Consider the following 15701-nt stretch of genomic DNA (forward strand, 5'->3'; position numbering starts at 1 on the left):
GGCCGTCGCCGCGGCTCGTACGGCCGGGCTCGATCCGCTCGTCCTGGACGCGGCGGCGCTCGCCCGGCACCCCGCCGACGTACCGGCCCTCGCCCGTGCGGCCGCCCGCGAGGCCCGCCTGACCGGGGCCGGTGTCGTCCTCGGCCCACTGGAGGGGCTGCCCCCGGAGCCCGCCGAACGCGCCCGCGTGCTAAGGGAGTTGTGCGCGGCGCTGCGCGGAACACCCCTGCTCGTGCACGGCACCGTCGGCTGGGACCCGGCATGGGCGGCGGACACCCCCGTGGTCCTGACCGTGCAGGCGCCCGCCCCGGAACGGCAGGCCGCTCGCTGGCGGCACGCCCTCGGCCGGGCGGCGGGTGCGGAGGCGGGCGCGGACAACTCCGGCGAGGCCCCCCGAACCGGCGACGTAGAAGCCCTCGCCCGAGCGGTCGCCGCGCACCGCCTGGACTCCGGCCAGTTGCGCCGCGCCGCCGACGTGGCGGTGCGCACGGCCGCCCTCGCGGGCCGCCCGGTCGGCGCCGAGGACCTGCGCCGCGCCGTACGCGCCCAGAACGGGGCGGGACTCGACCGGCTCGCCCGCCGCGTGGAGCCCGCCGTCGGCTGGGACGACCTGGTGCTGCCGCCCGCCACCCACCGGCGGCTGCGTGAACTCGCCCTGCGCGCCCGCCACCGCGAGCAGGTGCTCGGACAGTGGGGGATGCGGCCGGGCGGCGGCCGCGGCCGCGGTGTGATCGCGCTGTTCGCCGGTGAGTCGGGCACCGGCAAGACCATGTCCGCCGAGGTCGTCGCCGCGGACCTCGGCATGGACCTGTACGTGGTGGACCTGTCCACGGTCGTCGACAAGTACGTGGGAGAGACCGAGAAGAACCTGGAGCGGATCTTCACCGAGGCGTCCGCGGTCAACGCGGTGCTGCTCTTCGACGAGGCCGACGCGATCTTCGGCAAGCGCTCGGAGGTGAAGGACGCGCACGACCGGCACGCCAACATCGAGTCGGCGTACCTGTTGCAGCGCATGGAGTCGTTCGACGGGATCGCCGTGCTGACCACCAACCTGCGGGCCAACCTCGACGAGGCGTTCACCCGCCGCCTCGACGTCGTGGCGGACTTCCCGGTGCCCGACCCCGCCCAACGCCTCGCCCTGTGGGAACGCTGCCTGGGCGAACGCCTGCCCCGCGCCGAGGACCTGGACCTCGCCTTCTGCGCCGACCGCTTCGAACTCGCGGGCGGCTCCATCCGCGCCTGCGCGGTGACGGCGGCCTACCTCGCGGCGGAGTCCGGCACGCCGCTCACCATGCGGCAGGCGGTGACGGCGGTCGCCCAGGAGTACCGCAAGCTCGGACGACTGGTCCTCGAAAGCGAGTTCGGGCCGTATCTGGCGCAGGCGACGGCCGTCTGAGGGGCGGGTCGGGCAACGGCATCAACCCCGCGGCGCCGTGTTCTGCCGCCCGATCTCGGCGTCGAAGGACTGCTGCGTGCCGCCCGCCCCGTAGAGCGCGAAGTAGCCGAGGGACTTCCCCTCGCTCAGGGGGTTGGCGCTGTCCGCGGCCGTCTCGTACGTCAGTGAGTCGTGCCCGTCACGCATGATCACCGCCGCGAAGTGGTTCTGCCAGCGGCCTCCGGCGACGTTCCGCAGGTTCACGTAGTGGTTCTCGCCGACCGCGGGAGTGGCCCGTGGGTGGGCGAGGCCCTCGGAGGGCTTGCCGATCAGTCGTTCGGCGGCGGCCTGGCAGTCGTTGGGCAGGGTGATCAGCAGATCCGTCAGAACCTGCTCCGGTTCGCGGGAGGCGTCCCGGTCGATGGCGAGCTGGGTGAGGCACTTCACCGCCGTCTGCGGGAAGTTGGGCTCCCTCCTGGGGTCCACCGGAACCTGGTCGGCCGCCCACTGCGCGCCCATCTCCCGGTTGGCGAGAGCGAGCAACCGCTGGTGCAGCCGGTCGATCGCCTGGGTGTCGGTACCGCCCGTCAGGCGCAGCGCCGAGGCGAGGAGGTCACCGTGATCGGCCGGCAGTGCCGTCAGGCTGGTCTTGTAGGCCGCGAGCTTGTCGGCCCGTGTCTGAGGGGTGTCGCCGAGGACGGGCTCGTGGCCGTGGGCGGCGCCCGGCCAGTCGGCCGCCTCGCGGGAGGCGAGGACGGGCAGCACGCGGTAGAGCTGACGGCCGCCGATCAGTGCCTGCCGGCCTTGTTCGAGACGGACGCGAATCCGGTCCTGCCCGGCCAGTTCCCGGTTGGCCCGGTCGAACAACTCGGCGTCGGCGTACGCCTCCTGCCGCCCGGCCACCGCGATCAGCCCGTTGTCCGAGATCCGGTCGACGGCGATGCTGCTCGCCTCGGAGAGGTCCATCTCGTCGCTCTCCTGGGCCGACACGTCGCGATAGCGCTGTACGGGGACGGCGGGCTCGCCCCCGGCGACGCGGCGCTTCGGACCCCTCGCGGCGGCCGGGCCGTCCGCTGTCCGCGCCTGCGGCACCGGCCCGCTGAGCACCCGACGCGCGTTGGCCTCCGCCGCCAGCTCGAAACGGTCGCCCGGATCCGACACCGCGAAGCCGTGCCCGGTGACGGTGCCCGACACCGGGCCGTCGCGCTGCTGCACGACATGGGTCAACTCGTGCGCGAGCGTGTGCTTGTCGCCGCCGCCCGCGCCGATCACCACATGGCTGCCGGAGGTGTAGGCGCGCGCCCCGATCGCGCGGGCCGAGCGGGCGGCGGCGGGCCCGGTGTGCAGGCGTACGCCGGAGAAGTCGGTCCCGAACCGGGACTCCATCTCCTGGCGTACGGGCGCCGCGAGTGGCCTGCCCGCGGAGCGCAGGACCGCGTTCACCCCGGTGTCCGACTGCTCGGGCGCGGCCGTGGCGCGGGCGCGGCGGGCGATCATGCCGGTGACCGCGGCATTGCCCGCGCCGCGCTGCGCCGCCCGCAGTACGTCGGCGGTGAGCGGGGGCGGGACGGCGACCCCGGCCGACGAGGTCTGCCGTGGGGTGGCGGTGGTGCCACGCTGCGACTGCTCGGCCTGTTCCGCCCGCCGGGCCGTCCCGTCACGCCGTCCTGACCTCTGCATCAACTGCCTCCTCGTCGGGCGTCGGCGCGTACTCCTGCCTCCGCCCCAGTGGACCGGACGCCCCGACCGCCCGTCCAGGTCCGCACGGGCAGCGCGGGGGCAGCGGCGGGTACTGCCGGGACGGGCCGCACGGGAGGTACGGAAAGGCAGCCGGACTGCCCCCGGCCAGGTCCCCGCGACCCTGCCGTCCGCCGAGCCGGTCCCACAGACTCGGCCTGGACACAGGTGACCCGCAGGCCGTGAAGGAGCAAGCATGCCGACGTACCTCACCCCGGGCGTGTACGTGGAGGAGGTGCAGTCCGGTGCCCGACCGATCGAAGGGGTCGGCACCGCCGTCGCCGCGTTCGTAGGGTTCGCCGAGCGGGGCCCGTTCCACACGCCGACGCTGGTCACCAGCTGGGACCAGTACGCCCAGGAGTTCGGCGGTTTCACCGAGGGCACCTACCTGGCCCACTCGGTCTACGGGTACTTCTCCAACGGCGGCGGCGCCGCGTACGTGGTGCGGGTCGGCGGCCCGGCGGCCGACGGCGACCGTCGCGGCGAGGCCGTCGCGGCGGAGCCGGAGCCGAAGCCGGTGGAACTCGGCGGCTTCCTGGTCGCGGCCAGGCCCGGGGTCTTTGGCGTGTCGGTGGAGATCGCCGACATGGACGGCGAGAACCCGCCGGAGGACCGCTTCAAGCTGCTGGTCCGCCAGGGCGACCGGGTCGCGGAGACGTACGAGGCGTCCACCCGCAAGAACGTCAAGGGCTACCTGGTCACCCAGGCCCGCGCCTCCAAGCTGATCGAGGTCACCGAGCAGCGCGGCGCCAGCCAGACCAGGCCCGCGAACCGGACCGTGGCGATCCCCGACGCCCCCGCCGCTCCGGCCGCCCCCTCGGCCTCCGGCGCCGTCTCCCGTCTCGACCCGGCCGAGTACGTGGGCGACGCCTCGGCCCGCACCGGGTTCGGCGGCCTGGAGGCCATCGACGAGATCACCATGGTCGCGGTGCCGGACCTGATGAGCGCCTACCAGCGCGGCGACATCGACGCCGAGGGCGTACGCACCGTACAGCTCGCCGTGATCTCGCACTGCGAGCAGATGGGCGACCGGGTCGCCGTCCTCGACACCCCGCCCGGCCTCTCCGCCCAGCAGGTGCGCGCCTGGCGCAACGACGAGGCGGGCTACGACTCCCGCTACGCCACCCTGTACTACCCCTGGGTGCGGGTCTTCGACCCGGCCGCCGGGCGCAACGCCACCGTCCCGCCGAGCGGTCACGTCGCCGGTGTGTGGGCGCGCAGCGACGCCGAGCGGGGCGTGCACAAGGCGCCCGCCAACGAGGTGATCCGCGGCGCGGTGGACCTGGAGCTGCGGCTCAGCAAGGGCGAGCAGGACCTGCTGAACCCGGTCGGCGTGAACTGCGTACGCGCCTTCCCCGGCCGCGGCATCCGCATCTGGGGCGCCCGCACCCTGTCCTCCGACCCGGCCTGGCGCTACCTCAACGTACGCCGCCTGTTCAACTACCTCGAAGAATCAATCCTGTTGGGCACCCAGTGGGTGGTCTTCGAGCCGAACGACGACCGCCTGTGGTCCAGCATCCGGCGCAACGTCACCGCGTTCCTCACCGAGGAGTGGCGCCGCGGCGCCCTGTTCGGCCGCACGGCCGAAGAGGCGTTCTACGTGAAGTGCGACCGCGACAACAACCCGCAGGAATCCATCGACCAGGGCCGGGTCGTCTGCGAGATCGGCGTCTCGCCGGTCAAGCCCGCGGAGTTCGTGGTGTTCCGGCTGGCCCAGTTCTCCGACACCACCAGCCTCATCGACGAATGATCCGCAAGGAAAGGTGACAGACAGTCATGGCAGAGGGCGACGCTCTTTCCACCCACGTCTTCGGCGTACAACTCGGCGGCTACCGGGTCGAGTCGATCCAGGAGATCGCCGGGCTGACCGTCGAGGAGGAGGTCGTCGAGGTCAAGCAGGTCAGCGACCGGGGCAAGCAGATCATCCGCAAGCAGCCCGGCGCCCGCCAGGCAGGCGAGGTGACGATCACCCGGGGGCTCGACAAGAGCAGCGAGTTCACCAAGTGGATCAAGGAGACCCTGAACAAGGGCGCCGTCTCCTCCGCGCGGCAGAACCTCACCATCGAGATCATGGACTCCGAGCTCAACACGGTCCGCCGCATCCAGCTGATGCAGGGCTGGGTGTCCAAGTGGGAGGGCCCGTCCCTGAAGGCGGGCGAGTCCGCCCCGGCCACCGAGTCGGTGACGATCGTGTTCGAGGAGATAACCGTCGAATGAAACGCCGTACGGTGACGGCGGGCAACCTGGACGAGATCCTCGCGCTGACGGAGCCCGCCGCCGCGGCCCCGGCGCCGGGGGAGGGGAACGGGCCCCGGGAGGAGAACGGGCCGGGGCAGGAGAACCGGTCGCGCGACGCGTCTCGGAGCGGATTGCGCACCGAGTTCGAGTTCGAGCTGCCACGCGGGTACGTGGACGAGTCGGGCACGGTGCACCGGCACGGCGCGATGCGGCTCGCCACCGCGCGAGACGAGCTGCGGCCCCAGATCGACCTGCGGGTCAAGGAGAACCCCGCGTACCTGAGCGTGGTGCTCCTTGGCCAGGTGATCACCAGGATCGGCACGATCACCGATGTGCACGCGGGGGTCGTGGAGCGGATGTACGCCACCGATGTCGCCTTCCTCCAGGACTTCTACCGCCGGATCAACAGCGAGGGCCACACGCGTGCGGCGGTGACCTGCCCGCACTGCGAGGGCGGCTTCGAGGTCGACCTCTCGGGTGGGCGCCTGGGGGAATCGTGACGTACGCCCTTCCCCGGCTCCGGGAGGAGATCGCGTACGTCGCCTACCACTTCCACTGGCAACGCGAGGAGATCCTCGACCTCACCCACGGCGAACGCCGCGAGTGGGTGGCGGAGATCGCCCGTATCAACACCCGTATGAACGAAGGCGGTTGAGCGTACATGGCATGGCGGGACAGGCTGCGCCGCCGGCCCAGGCACCGCTCCGGCGCGGACCGGAACGCTCCGACTCCGAATCCGACTCCGGTCTCGGCCCCGACTTCTGCCCCGGCAGCAGCATCGGTATCGGTGCCCGGCGACTGGGACGGCGGCTGGCGCCGCACCGCACCGCCGAGCCTCACGGTCTCCCGCGCCCCGCTCGGGGTGAGCGACGGGCTCGCCTTCCGCGCGGGCCTCGCCGCCTGGCAGAACCCGTCCTACGACACCGGTCTGGGCCACGCGGTCCTCTCGTCCGCCCCGACCGGCCTGGTCCGCGACATCGCCCGCCCACCCGCCCCACAGGTGACCCACGCCGACGGGGGCCCGCTGCTGCTGCGGGCGCTGCGCCCCGGGGAGCCGGACGCCGCAGGAGTCGGCGATGTCGCGGGCGGACCCGGTTCGGCCGAGCGGCCGACGGCCCCGCCGACACCCTTGGTACGGCGTGTGGCGGTCCTACCGGACGCGGCCGCGCCGCCGGCCGACGCGAGCGTGCCCCGACCCATGACGGCACCACCGACCGCCGCCTCCGGTGACCCCGCGCCGTCCAGCCCGGTGGTCAGGCCCCGCCGCTTACGCCCCGCGCTGACCACCGCCCGACGTCCCCCGGCGCCGGCACGCCGCGTCCCCGCCCTGCCACCTGCCGCCACGCCGCCCCCCGACGCCGGACCCGCGGCCCCGGTGCAGCGCGCGGCCACACCGGAGGACCGCCGACCGCCCCTCGGCATCCCGACGACTGCTTCGTCGACGCAGGAGTCGACGTCTCCGTCCTCGTCTCCGTCTCCGTCGCCGTCTCCGTTGCCGTCCCTCTCCTCGTCTCCGTCGCCGTCTCCGTTGCCGTCCCTGTCCTCGTCTCCGTCCTCGTCCTCGTCGCCCGGGTCGGTCACGGACACCGTGCCCGACCCGGCCTTGCCGGTGGTGCAGCGTGAGGCGGAGGGCGCGGTCGAGGCTCCGCCTGCGGATGTGAACGTGGGCGGGGTGGTGCGTGGCGTGCTGGATGCTGTCCGTGCGCGCGGCGGTCGCGGTGGTCCGGGTGCGCTGTCTTCGGCGTTGCCGTCCGGTGCTGATGTGCCCGAACAGGGGGTGTCTGGGGCTGTGTTGCCGGTGGTGCAGCGTGAGTCGAGCGGTGCGGCCGACGCGTCGGGTGCGCCGTCGGCGGCGTCGGCGTCGAGCGTTGACGTGGCCGGGGCTGTGGTGCCCGGGCCGCCTGTGGTGCCGGGCACTGCGGGGCCGGTGGTGCAGCGTGAGGTGGATGGCGCCCGCGTGCACGGTGGTCGCGGTGGTTCGGGTGGGCCGTCTTCGGTGTTGCCGTCCGGTGCCGGTGTGCCCGAACAGGGGGTGTCTGGGGCTGTGTTGCCGGTGGTGCAGCGTGAGTCGAGCGGTGCGGCCGACGCGCCGGGTGCGCCGTCGGCGGCGTCGGCGTCGGCGTCGGCGTCGAGCGTTGACGTGGCCGGGGCTGTGGTGCCGGGCGCGGTGCAGCGTGAGACGGAGGGTGCCCGTGTGCGGGGCGGTCTGGGTGCGCCGTTGTCGGCGCTGCCGCCGAGCGCCGATGTGCCCGGGAGGGCCGTGTCTGGGACGGCTGTGCCTGGTGCTGGTGCTGGTGCTGGTGCTGGCGCGTCTGGGGCTGTGTTGCCGGTGGTGCAGCGTGAGTCGGACGGTGTGGCCGATGCCCCGAGTGTGGCCGATGCCCCGAGCGCGGATGTGAATGTGGGTGGGGCCGTGCGTGGTGTGCTGGATGGCGCCCGTGTGCGGGGCGGTCTGGGGGCGCCGTTGTCGGCGCTGCCGCCGAGCGCCGCGCTGCCCGGCGCCGGCGCGTCGGCCGCCGGGACTCCCGTTGCCGGGCCCGGCCCGGCGCTGCCTGTCGTGCAGCGCGAGGTGGAATCCGCAACACCAGTTGATCCTGCGGCCGCCTCCGCCTCCGCCTCCGCCTCCGCCCCCGCCTCGGCTCCTGCCCCCGCTCCGGCTCCTGCCCTTGCCCCGGCTCCTGTTCCCGCTCCCGCTCCCGCTCCCACGGTCCAGCTCCACCCGATGTCCTCCGGCGTCGCCCCCACTCCTGTGGGGACGGACAGATCTTCGCCGGGGCCGGTCGTCGCTGTCCGGGCTCTGGGGCCGACGGGCGCGGCAAGCACGGCGGAAGAGGCGGGAAGGGGAGTACGGGCAGAGGAGGCAGGTACGCGTCCGGTGGCCCGCACCCTCCAGTTGCTTGCGGCCCGCCCGCTCGCGCTGAGCACCCGTGTCCCGGAAACGGCGGAACCGCCCGCCGAGCCCCGCACCGGCGCCCGCCCGGTGGTGGCCGCGCGTTGGCCCGGCAGTGCCGTTGCCGGTCAGGGCGACGACCCCGTGTATCCGGTGGCAGGTGGTCCCCAGCCAGCCGCGCCACAGGTCCAGCGCGCCTCCGTCGCCCCGCTCGCCGGGCGGGAGGGCCCGGTCGTCCGGCCCGCGCCGCCGGGGTCGGCGACAACCGTCGCTGCCGCCACCGTTCCGGCGGGGCCTCTGCCGGTCACCGCGCCGCAGGCGCCACCGCTCGGGGACCGGCCGCCGGGCCCCCACACGCCGCCGGAGGTCCGCGTTCCCGTGGTACGGCCGCAGGCCGGCACGTCCGGTGCCAGAACGGCGGCACCCGTCCAACGCGATGTCTCCGACGCCTCCGCCGCTGCCCCCGCTCCGGCCCCTTTCAAGGGCGCACCGCCGAGAACGGGGGCGCGGCCGCACGGCCGTTCGCGGTCGGCGTCCACGTCGTCCGTCGCCGCGCGCGGCACGTCCGCCGCCGTCAGAGGCACCGCCACCGCCACCGGCACCGCCACCGACCGGCGTGCCGAATCACCGCAGGACCCGGGCATCGACCTGGACGCCCTGGCGCGCCGCCTGCTCGACCCGATGGCCCGGCTGCTCCGTACCGAACTGCGGCGCGGCAGGGAACGTACGGGCCGCCCCTACGACGGACGCCGCTGAGGACGTGGAACGTGAGCGCAAAGCACCTGAGCGCAAGGAACGGATGACGGAGCGATGACCGACAACATCTTCGCCACGAGCGTGTTCTTCAGGCTCGCCATCGGCGGCAACGACCTGGGCGCCTTCCACACCTGCTCCGGCATGGGAGCCGAGGTCGAGATGGAGAGCTATGCCGAGGGCGGCAACAACGGCTTCACCTGGCAGCTGCCCGGCCGCGTGACCTGGTCGAACATCACGCTCACCCGGCCGGTCACCGCCGACACGGCGAAGATCGCCCGCTGGCTCGACGAGACGCTGAAGCGGGTGCGGCCCAAGGACGGCGAGATCGTGGCGCTGAAACCGGACCTCACCCCGATCATCAGCTGGCAGGTGACCGGGATCGTCCCGGTGCGCTGGCAGGGGCCCTCGTTCGACCCGGCCACCTCCCAGGCAGCCGTGGAGACCCTGGAGATCGCCCACCAGGGGCTGCGCCCGTCCTGACCCGTACGACCCTCACGCCTTCGCAGCCTCGGAAAGGAGGCCCGGTATGCCCCCAGCGGTCCGCTCGAATTCCAGCAGGACCAGGGCCCAACTGACCCTGAAGGAACCCCCGGCGTCCGTCGGGGCGAAGCCCGGCGGGACGATCACGCGGCTCAACCTCCAGTTCAACCCCTCCACCATCCAGTTGAGCAAGAGCACCGAGTGGCGGCGCACCCCGTCCCGGATGGCGGGGGAGTCCGCGCTGCCGGAGTTCGTCGGCAGCGGCCCGCGCACCCTCAGCCTGGAAGTGTTCCTGGACGCCACCGCCACCCACGACAACTCCGTGGAGCGGGCGGTGGAGAAGCTGATGAAGGGGTGCGTGCCGACCAAGGCCAGCCTGGGCCGCAAGAAGCCGGCCAGCCCGTGGGTGCGGTTCGAGTGGGGGACCGCGCGGACGACGTCGTTCGACGGGGTGCTGTCCAGCCTCTCCGTGTCGTACACGCTGTTCGACGTGGACGGCAGGCCGCTGCGCGCCACCTGCGCCCTGTCCATCGAGGAGGCGAGTGTCGATCCGCCGGGCCAGAACCCCACATCCGGCGCACGCACCGCCCGTAGTACGCACACCGTCGTGGCGGGCGACAGCCTCGCGCTCCTCGCCTGGCGCGAGTACGGCGACGCGACGGCCTGGCGGGTCATCGCGGAGGCGAACGGAATCGACGACCCGATGGCGCTCGTGCCCGGCACCGAACTGGTGGTCCCGGGGCTGCGCGACGCCGGTGCCGAGGAGGAGCGGTGACCACACCCGAGGCGCGGGGCGGCCGGTCGTTCGCCGCCGACCCCGTCGTGGAGACACCCGGCGAACTCCCGCCGATCTGGGCCGCCCAGCTGGTCGAGTGCGTCGTGGACGAGAACACGGGCCTGCCCGACGCGGCACAGCTCACCTTCCGCGACCCCGACCACGAGTTCCTCAAGGCGACCGGCATCACCATCGGCACGCCGCTCAGGGTGTCCGTGGTGACGGTGTCCGGGCAGGCACGCGAGCGGCTGTTCAACGGTGAGGTGACGGCCCTGGAGGTGGACCGGGACAGTACGGGCTCGTTCACCGTGGTGCGCGCCTACTCCAAGGAACACCGACTGCAACGGGGCCGCAAGGTGGTCGCGTACCGGAACATGACCGCGTCGGCGATCGTCCGCAAGGTCGCCGCCGGTGCGGGCCTCGCCTGCGGAACCGTGCAGGCCGCGCCGGTCACGTACCAGCAGCTCTCGCAGGCGAACGTCTCCGACTGGGAGTTCCTGCAGTTCCTGGCGGGCGAGAGCGGCGCGCGGGTGCGCGTCGACGACGAGGGCGTGCTCCAGTTCACCAAGCCGGAGAAGGCGTCCGGCGCGCCCGCGCCGTCGACCCCGGCCACCCGGAACCCGATGGTCCTGGAGTACGGGCGGAACCTGCTGGCGCTGCGGGCCGCCCTGTCGGCCGCGGACGGGGCCTCGCAGGTGGAGGTGCGCGGCTGGGACGTCACCACCAAGCGGCCGCTGGTGGCCCGCAGCCCGTCGGTGGAGAGCGAGACCGTCGTGCCGGGGCTGAGTCCGGCGCTGGCCGCCCGGTTCGGCACGGCGTCGAAGCTGACCGTCACCGACACCCCGTACCGTACCCAGGCCGAGACGACCGCCGTCGCCGACGCCGTGGCCGAGCAGGTCGGCGCGCAGTTCGCCGAGCTTGAGGTGCTCGCCGAGGGAAACCCGCGGCTACGGGCGGGCGAGCCCGTCGCGCTCGGCAACGTGGGGCAGGCGTTCTCCGGCACGTACACGGCGACGGCGGTACGGCACGTCATCGAGCCGCACGGCGGCTACCGGACGACGGTGTGGGTCAGCGCCAGCCCCGACCGCTCCCTGACCGGCCTGGTCACCGGGGCCAACGCGCCGGGGCGCGGCCCGCGCATGCCGGGCCTGGCGATCGGCGTCGTGACGGACGTACGCGAGCCCGGCGGCGCCGAGAACGGCGGGGTGCGGCTGAAGTTCCCCTGGCTGGACGACACGTACGTCACCGACTGGGTGCGCACCGTGCAGTGGGGCGGCAAGGGCGGCGGGGGAGTGGTGAGCCCGGAGGTCAACGACGAGGTGCTGGTCGGCTTCGAACAGGGCCTGCTCGACAGCCCGTACGTCATCGGAGGGCTCTACAACGGTGTGGACCGGCCGTCGCCGCACGACGTCCCGCTCATCGACAAGACCACCGGGCGGGTCAACCGCCGTTCCCTCGTGTCGCGTTCGGGCCACCGGGTCGAGCTGCTCGACGCGCGCGCTCCCGGCCGCTCCGGCGTGCGGCTCATGTCCGCCGACGAGCGCCTCGAAGTCTTCCTCGACAGCCGCAGGGACCGGATCGAGCTGACGGTGTACGCGGCGAAGGGCGGACGGAAACCTCTCTCCTCCGTCCTGCTCGACAAGAAGGGCATCACCCTGGACGCGCGCCAGGGCGACGTGAGCGTGTCCGGCCGGAACGTGGACATCAACGGCAGGGCCAAGGTGAGGATCGGCGGCCGCAACGTGAGCGTCGACGGCTCGTCGGACGTCACCGTCGACGGCGGCCTGCTCGCCGTCCTCAAGGCCAAGCTCATCCGCATCAACTGACCTCAGTCCCCGAATCCCCTTGTCCGCCCCTCAACCCCCCTCCCGCCGCAAGGAGTACCGCATGCCAGCCGCAGCCCGTACCGGTGACCCCACCGACCACGGCGGCCGGATCGCCACCCCGCCGCCGGGCGCCGCCCCGGCGGTGGCGCGCGTGCTGATCGGCGGCCGCCCCGCCGCGGTCGTGGGCAGCCTCACGGTCTGCCCGGTCGCCCCGCACGCCGCCCTGGGACCGGCCAACGTGATCGTGCCCGACCCGGCCGGGCTCGCCTCGGGCGCGGTGCTCATCGGCGGGCTGCCGGCCGCGCGGGCACGCGACAAGACGGCCTGCGGCGCGATGGTGCTGACCGGCGCCATGAACGTCCTGATCGGGGGCGTGTGATGAGCGAGCGGTTCATCGGCCGCGGCTGGGGCTTCCCGCTGCGGGTCGGGCCCACCGGCGGGATCGGCATGGTCGAGCGGGAGCAGGAGATCGAGGAGGCGATCCGCCTGGTGCTCGGCACGGCGCCCGGCGAACGCCCCATGCGCCCCGAGTTCGGCTGCGGCATCCACGACCACGTCTTCGCACCCGGCGACGGCGCCACCGCCGGACGGATCGGGCAGCAGGTGCGCGAGGCCCTGGAACGGTGGGAGCCGCGCATCGCCGTCGACGACGTGGTCGTCGCCTTCGACGCCGTCGAGGACGGCACCCTCTACATCGACGTGCACTACACCGTGCGTTCCACCAACGACCGGCGCAACCTGGTCTTTCCCTTCTACACGATCCCCTCCGAGGAGGGGGCCGAGGAAACGGTCGCCGACTGATGGCTCTTCCCTCCCCCAACCTGGACGACCGCCGCTTCCAGCAACTCGTCGACGAGGCGAAGCGGTACGTGCAGCAGCGCGCCCCGGAGTGGACCGACCACAACGTCTCCGACCCGGGCGTCACCCTCATCGAGACGTTCGCCCACCTCGTGGACCAGCTGCTGTACCGGCTCAACCGGGTCCCGGACAAGAACTACACCGCGTTCCTCGACCTGTTGGACATCCGCCTGTTCCCGCCCGCCGCGGCCCGCGCCGACGTCGACTTCTGGCTGTCGGCGCCCCAGCCGGACACGGTGGTGCTGCCCGCCGGAACCGAGGTGACCACCGCGCGCGGCGCGAGCGACGAGCCGGTCGTCTTCGCGACCACCGACGAACTACGCATCCTGCCGAGTGAGTTGACACGCCTGGTGACCGCGCCCCGCGGCGGCGAGCAGATCGACAGAACCCAGCAGATCACCGAGAACGCCGTGAACGCCGAGGGCGCCGAGGGCGCCGACGTGCCGTGCTTCCAGGCGGCACCGGAGCCCGGCGACGCGCTGCTGTTCGGCCTGCCTACCGCGGTGCCCCGCTGCGTCGTCGCGGTGCACCTGGACAGCCGCGTCGAGGGCGTCGGCGTGGACCCGCGCCAGCCGCCGCTGGTGTGGGAGGCGTGGGACGGCGGCGCCTGGCGGATGTGCGAGACCGGCGAGGACACCACCGGCGGCCTCAACCGCCCCGGCGAGGTCATCGTGTACGTGCCCGCCGGGCACACGGCGTCGGTCATCGGCGGCACGCGGGCCGGCTGGCTGCGCTGCCGCGTCACCGAGCCCGAGCCGGGGCAGCCCTTCTACTCGGAGTCCCCGACGGTGCGCGAGGCCGCGGTGTTCACCGTGGGCGGCACCATGTCCGTGGAGCACGCCGAGACCGTCACCGACGTGCCGCTCGGCACCTCGGAGGGTGTCGCCGGGCAGACGTTCCGGCTCGGCCGCCCGCCCGTCCTCCTCGACGGCGAGCCTCCCGCGGTCGAGGTGTCGTCGGCCGACGGATGGCAGCGCTGGGAGGTCGTGGAGCACTTCGGCCGCTCCGGGCCCGCCGACCGGCACGTCCGCGTCGACGCCACCACCGGCGAGTTCTCCTTCCCCCCGGTGCTGCGCGAGCCGGACGGCACGCTGCGCCCGTGCGGAGCCGTACCGCCCAAGGGCGCCCGCATCCGCGTGTCCCGCTACCGCACCGGCGGCGGACCGGCGGGCAACGTCGCGCGCGGCGCGATCTCCGTGCTGCTCAGCTCCGTCCCGTACATCGCCCGGGTCACCAACCGGGAGGCGGCGCGCGGTGGCGTCGCGGGCGAGACCCTCGACAACGCCAAGCTGCGGGCGCCGGACGCGCTGCGGATGCAGGAGCGCGCGGTGACCGCCGAGGACTACGAGACCATCGCCCGCCAGGCGGCGCCGTCGGTGCGTCGGGTCCGCTGCCTGCCCGCCGCGCAGGGGCCAGGGGCGGTACGGGTCCTGGTGGTGCCGGACGCCGTCGCCGACGAGGGCGACGACCGGCTCCGCTTCGAGCAGTTGATCCCCTCCGAACAGGTCCTGGAGGCGATCACCGCGAGCCTCGACGAGCGCCGCCTGATCGGCACCCGCCTCGTGGTGGAGCCGCCCGTCTACCAGGGCGTCACCGTGGTGGCCCGGCTCGCGGCGGCGCCGGACGACACCGACCGCGTGCGTGACGCGGCGCTCGCCGCGCTGTACCGCCACCTCAACCCGCTGCACGGCGGACCGGACGGCACCGGATGGCCGTTCGGGCGGCCGGTGCAGTACGGGGAGGTGTTCGGCGTGCTGCAACGCGCCACCGGCAACGCGCTGATCGAGGAGATCCGGCTGTTCCCCGCCGACCCGATCACCGGGCGGCGCGGCACTCCGGCCGACCGTGTCGACGTGGCCTCGGGCGCCCTGGTCTTCTCCTACCAGCACCAAGTGGTCGTCACGGCCGTCGAGCCGGAGGCGGGGCGGTGAGCCGGGCCGCCGTACCCGGCCTGCCGAGCCGCCACCCGATCGGCGCGCAACTGCCCGCCCTGTACGCCGACGACGACTTCGCCCAACGCTTCACCGCGGGCCTCGACACGGTCCTCGCCCCGGTCTTCGCGACCCTGGACAACCTGCCCGCGTACTTCGATCCCCGCGTGACCCCGACGGACTTCCTGGCCTGGCTGGCGTCGTGGGTGGGCGCGGACGACGACCCGCGCAGGCCCGTGGCGCTGCGCCGCGCGGCGGTCGAACGGGCGGTGGAACTGCACCGGTGGCGCGGCACCGGGCGCGGCCTCGTCGAGGCGCTGCGCCTCGCGCTCGGCGTCCACGCCCAGGTGACGAACGACGGCGGCTCCTGGTGGTCCCGGACCGCCGGCACCGACCTGCCGCCCGAGCCGGTGGGCGAGCCCGTGATCCGTGTATGGCCGCCGGACGGCGACGCGGCACGGGTGGACGCACACCGCGTCCACGCCATCGTGCGAACCATGTCCCCGGTCCACACCGCCTGCCGGGTGGAGGTCCTGCCCGGCCCGCCCCCCGACGAAGGGAGGTGACGCCATGCGCGCGTGTCCCGCGTGCGGGGCGTCCAACGGCCCCGAAGACGACTTCTGCGGCAACTGCGGGGCGTACCTGGCGTGGTCGGACGACCCGCCGCCCGCGGCCGGGCCGTCGACCACGCCTGCGGCCGGGCCCGCGGAACCGGAGCTGCCGGACCCGGACCCGGACCCGGCCACGAACCCGTCCGGGCAGGCACCGAGCGCACCCGCGCAGCCTCCGGCCGCCCCGTGGAACTCGACGGCGCCGCCGTGCGTTTGAGGGTCAC

The 15701-nt window shown here is 73.9% G+C and carries 15 protein-coding genes; 14 read left to right on the forward strand and 1 reads right to left on the reverse strand.

All coding sequences use genetic code 11. The features are described 5' to 3' along the window. The coding region (locus tag OFY01_RS07115; RefSeq protein WP_266597427.1) for an ATP-binding protein at positions 1 to 1396 on the forward strand (1396 nt) is incomplete at its 5' end. Between the two features lie 21 nt (positions 1397 to 1417). Here the strand turns inward: OFY01_RS07115 and OFY01_RS07120 are convergent. Beyond that, positions 1418 to 3055 (reverse strand): eCIS core domain-containing protein, encoded by a 1638-nt coding sequence (locus OFY01_RS07120; RefSeq protein WP_407700292.1) that lies wholly within the window; start codon positions 3053 to 3055, stop codon positions 1418 to 1420. Positions 3056 to 3308: 253 nt separating this feature from the next. On the opposite strand from OFY01_RS07120, the gene OFY01_RS07125 reads away from it, so the two are divergent. The 13 genes from OFY01_RS07125 to OFY01_RS07185 all read left to right on the forward strand — a co-directional run bounded on the left by OFY01_RS07125 (position 3309) and on the right by OFY01_RS07185 (position 15694). Next, the gene (locus OFY01_RS07125; RefSeq protein WP_266597429.1) at positions 3309 to 4862 is read left to right on the forward strand and encodes a phage tail sheath family protein; all 1554 of its coding nucleotides are present in this window, start codon (positions 3309 to 3311) and stop codon (positions 4860 to 4862) included. A gap of 26 nt (positions 4863 to 4888) precedes the next feature. After that, the gene (locus tag OFY01_RS07130) at positions 4889 to 5329 is read left to right on the forward strand and encodes a phage tail protein (RefSeq protein ID WP_266597431.1); all 441 of its coding nucleotides are present in this window, start codon (positions 4889 to 4891) and stop codon (positions 5327 to 5329) included. Then, complete coding sequence (locus tag OFY01_RS07135; protein WP_266597433.1) at positions 5326 to 5850, forward strand: hypothetical protein; 525 nt, start codon at positions 5326 to 5328, stop codon at positions 5848 to 5850. Before OFY01_RS07130 ends, OFY01_RS07135 begins: the two co-directional genes overlap by 4 nt. Beyond that, complete coding sequence (locus OFY01_RS07140; RefSeq protein WP_266597435.1) at positions 5847 to 6005, forward strand: DUF6760 family protein; 159 nt, start codon at positions 5847 to 5849, stop codon at positions 6003 to 6005. The genes OFY01_RS07135 and OFY01_RS07140 overlap by 4 nt, the downstream gene beginning before the upstream one ends. 2220 nt (positions 6006 to 8225) lie before the next feature. After that, complete coding sequence (locus OFY01_RS07145; RefSeq protein WP_266597437.1) at positions 8226 to 8996, forward strand: hypothetical protein; 771 nt, start codon at positions 8226 to 8228, stop codon at positions 8994 to 8996. A gap of 54 nt (positions 8997 to 9050) precedes the next feature. After that, a complete protein-coding gene (locus OFY01_RS07150; RefSeq protein WP_266597439.1) occupies positions 9051 to 9476 on the forward strand; it encodes a phage tail protein in 426 nt (141 codons plus the stop codon). A 46-nt stretch (positions 9477 to 9522) separates the two neighbouring features. After that, the gene (locus OFY01_RS07155) at positions 9523 to 10251 is read left to right on the forward strand and encodes a CIS tube protein (RefSeq protein ID WP_266597440.1); all 729 of its coding nucleotides are present in this window, start codon (positions 9523 to 9525) and stop codon (positions 10249 to 10251) included. Then, positions 10248 to 12077 carry a VgrG-related protein gene (locus OFY01_RS07160; RefSeq protein ID WP_266597442.1) on the forward strand — a complete coding sequence of 610 codons (1830 nt, stop codon included), beginning with the start codon at positions 10248 to 10250 and terminating at the stop codon, positions 12075 to 12077. Before OFY01_RS07155 ends, OFY01_RS07160 begins: the two co-directional genes overlap by 4 nt. A gap of 61 nt (positions 12078 to 12138) precedes the next feature. Continuing rightward, positions 12139 to 12456, forward strand: a complete 318-nt coding sequence (locus OFY01_RS07165; RefSeq protein ID WP_266597444.1) for a PAAR domain-containing protein — start codon at positions 12139 to 12141, stop codon at positions 12454 to 12456. After that, a complete protein-coding gene (locus OFY01_RS07170) occupies positions 12456 to 12878 on the forward strand; it encodes a GPW/gp25 family protein (protein WP_266597445.1) in 423 nt (140 codons plus the stop codon). The genes OFY01_RS07165 and OFY01_RS07170 overlap by 1 nt, the downstream gene beginning before the upstream one ends. Then, a complete protein-coding gene (locus OFY01_RS07175) occupies positions 12878 to 14866 on the forward strand; it encodes a putative baseplate assembly protein (RefSeq protein ID WP_266597447.1) in 1989 nt (662 codons plus the stop codon). The genes OFY01_RS07170 and OFY01_RS07175 overlap by 1 nt, the downstream gene beginning before the upstream one ends. Continuing rightward, the gene (locus OFY01_RS07180; RefSeq protein WP_266597449.1) at positions 14863 to 15432 is read left to right on the forward strand and encodes a phage tail protein; all 570 of its coding nucleotides are present in this window, start codon (positions 14863 to 14865) and stop codon (positions 15430 to 15432) included. Before OFY01_RS07175 ends, OFY01_RS07180 begins: the two co-directional genes overlap by 4 nt. Before the next feature lie 4 nt (positions 15433 to 15436). Further along, complete coding sequence (locus OFY01_RS07185; protein WP_266597451.1) at positions 15437 to 15694, forward strand: hypothetical protein; 258 nt, start codon at positions 15437 to 15439, stop codon at positions 15692 to 15694. Positions 15695 to 15701 lie beyond the last annotated feature (7 nt).

Origin of the sequence: Streptomyces beihaiensis (assembly GCF_026274175.1) — a bacterium.
In the GTDB taxonomy this organism is placed as follows: Bacteria; Actinomycetota; Actinomycetes; order Streptomycetales; family Streptomycetaceae; genus Streptomyces; species Streptomyces beihaiensis.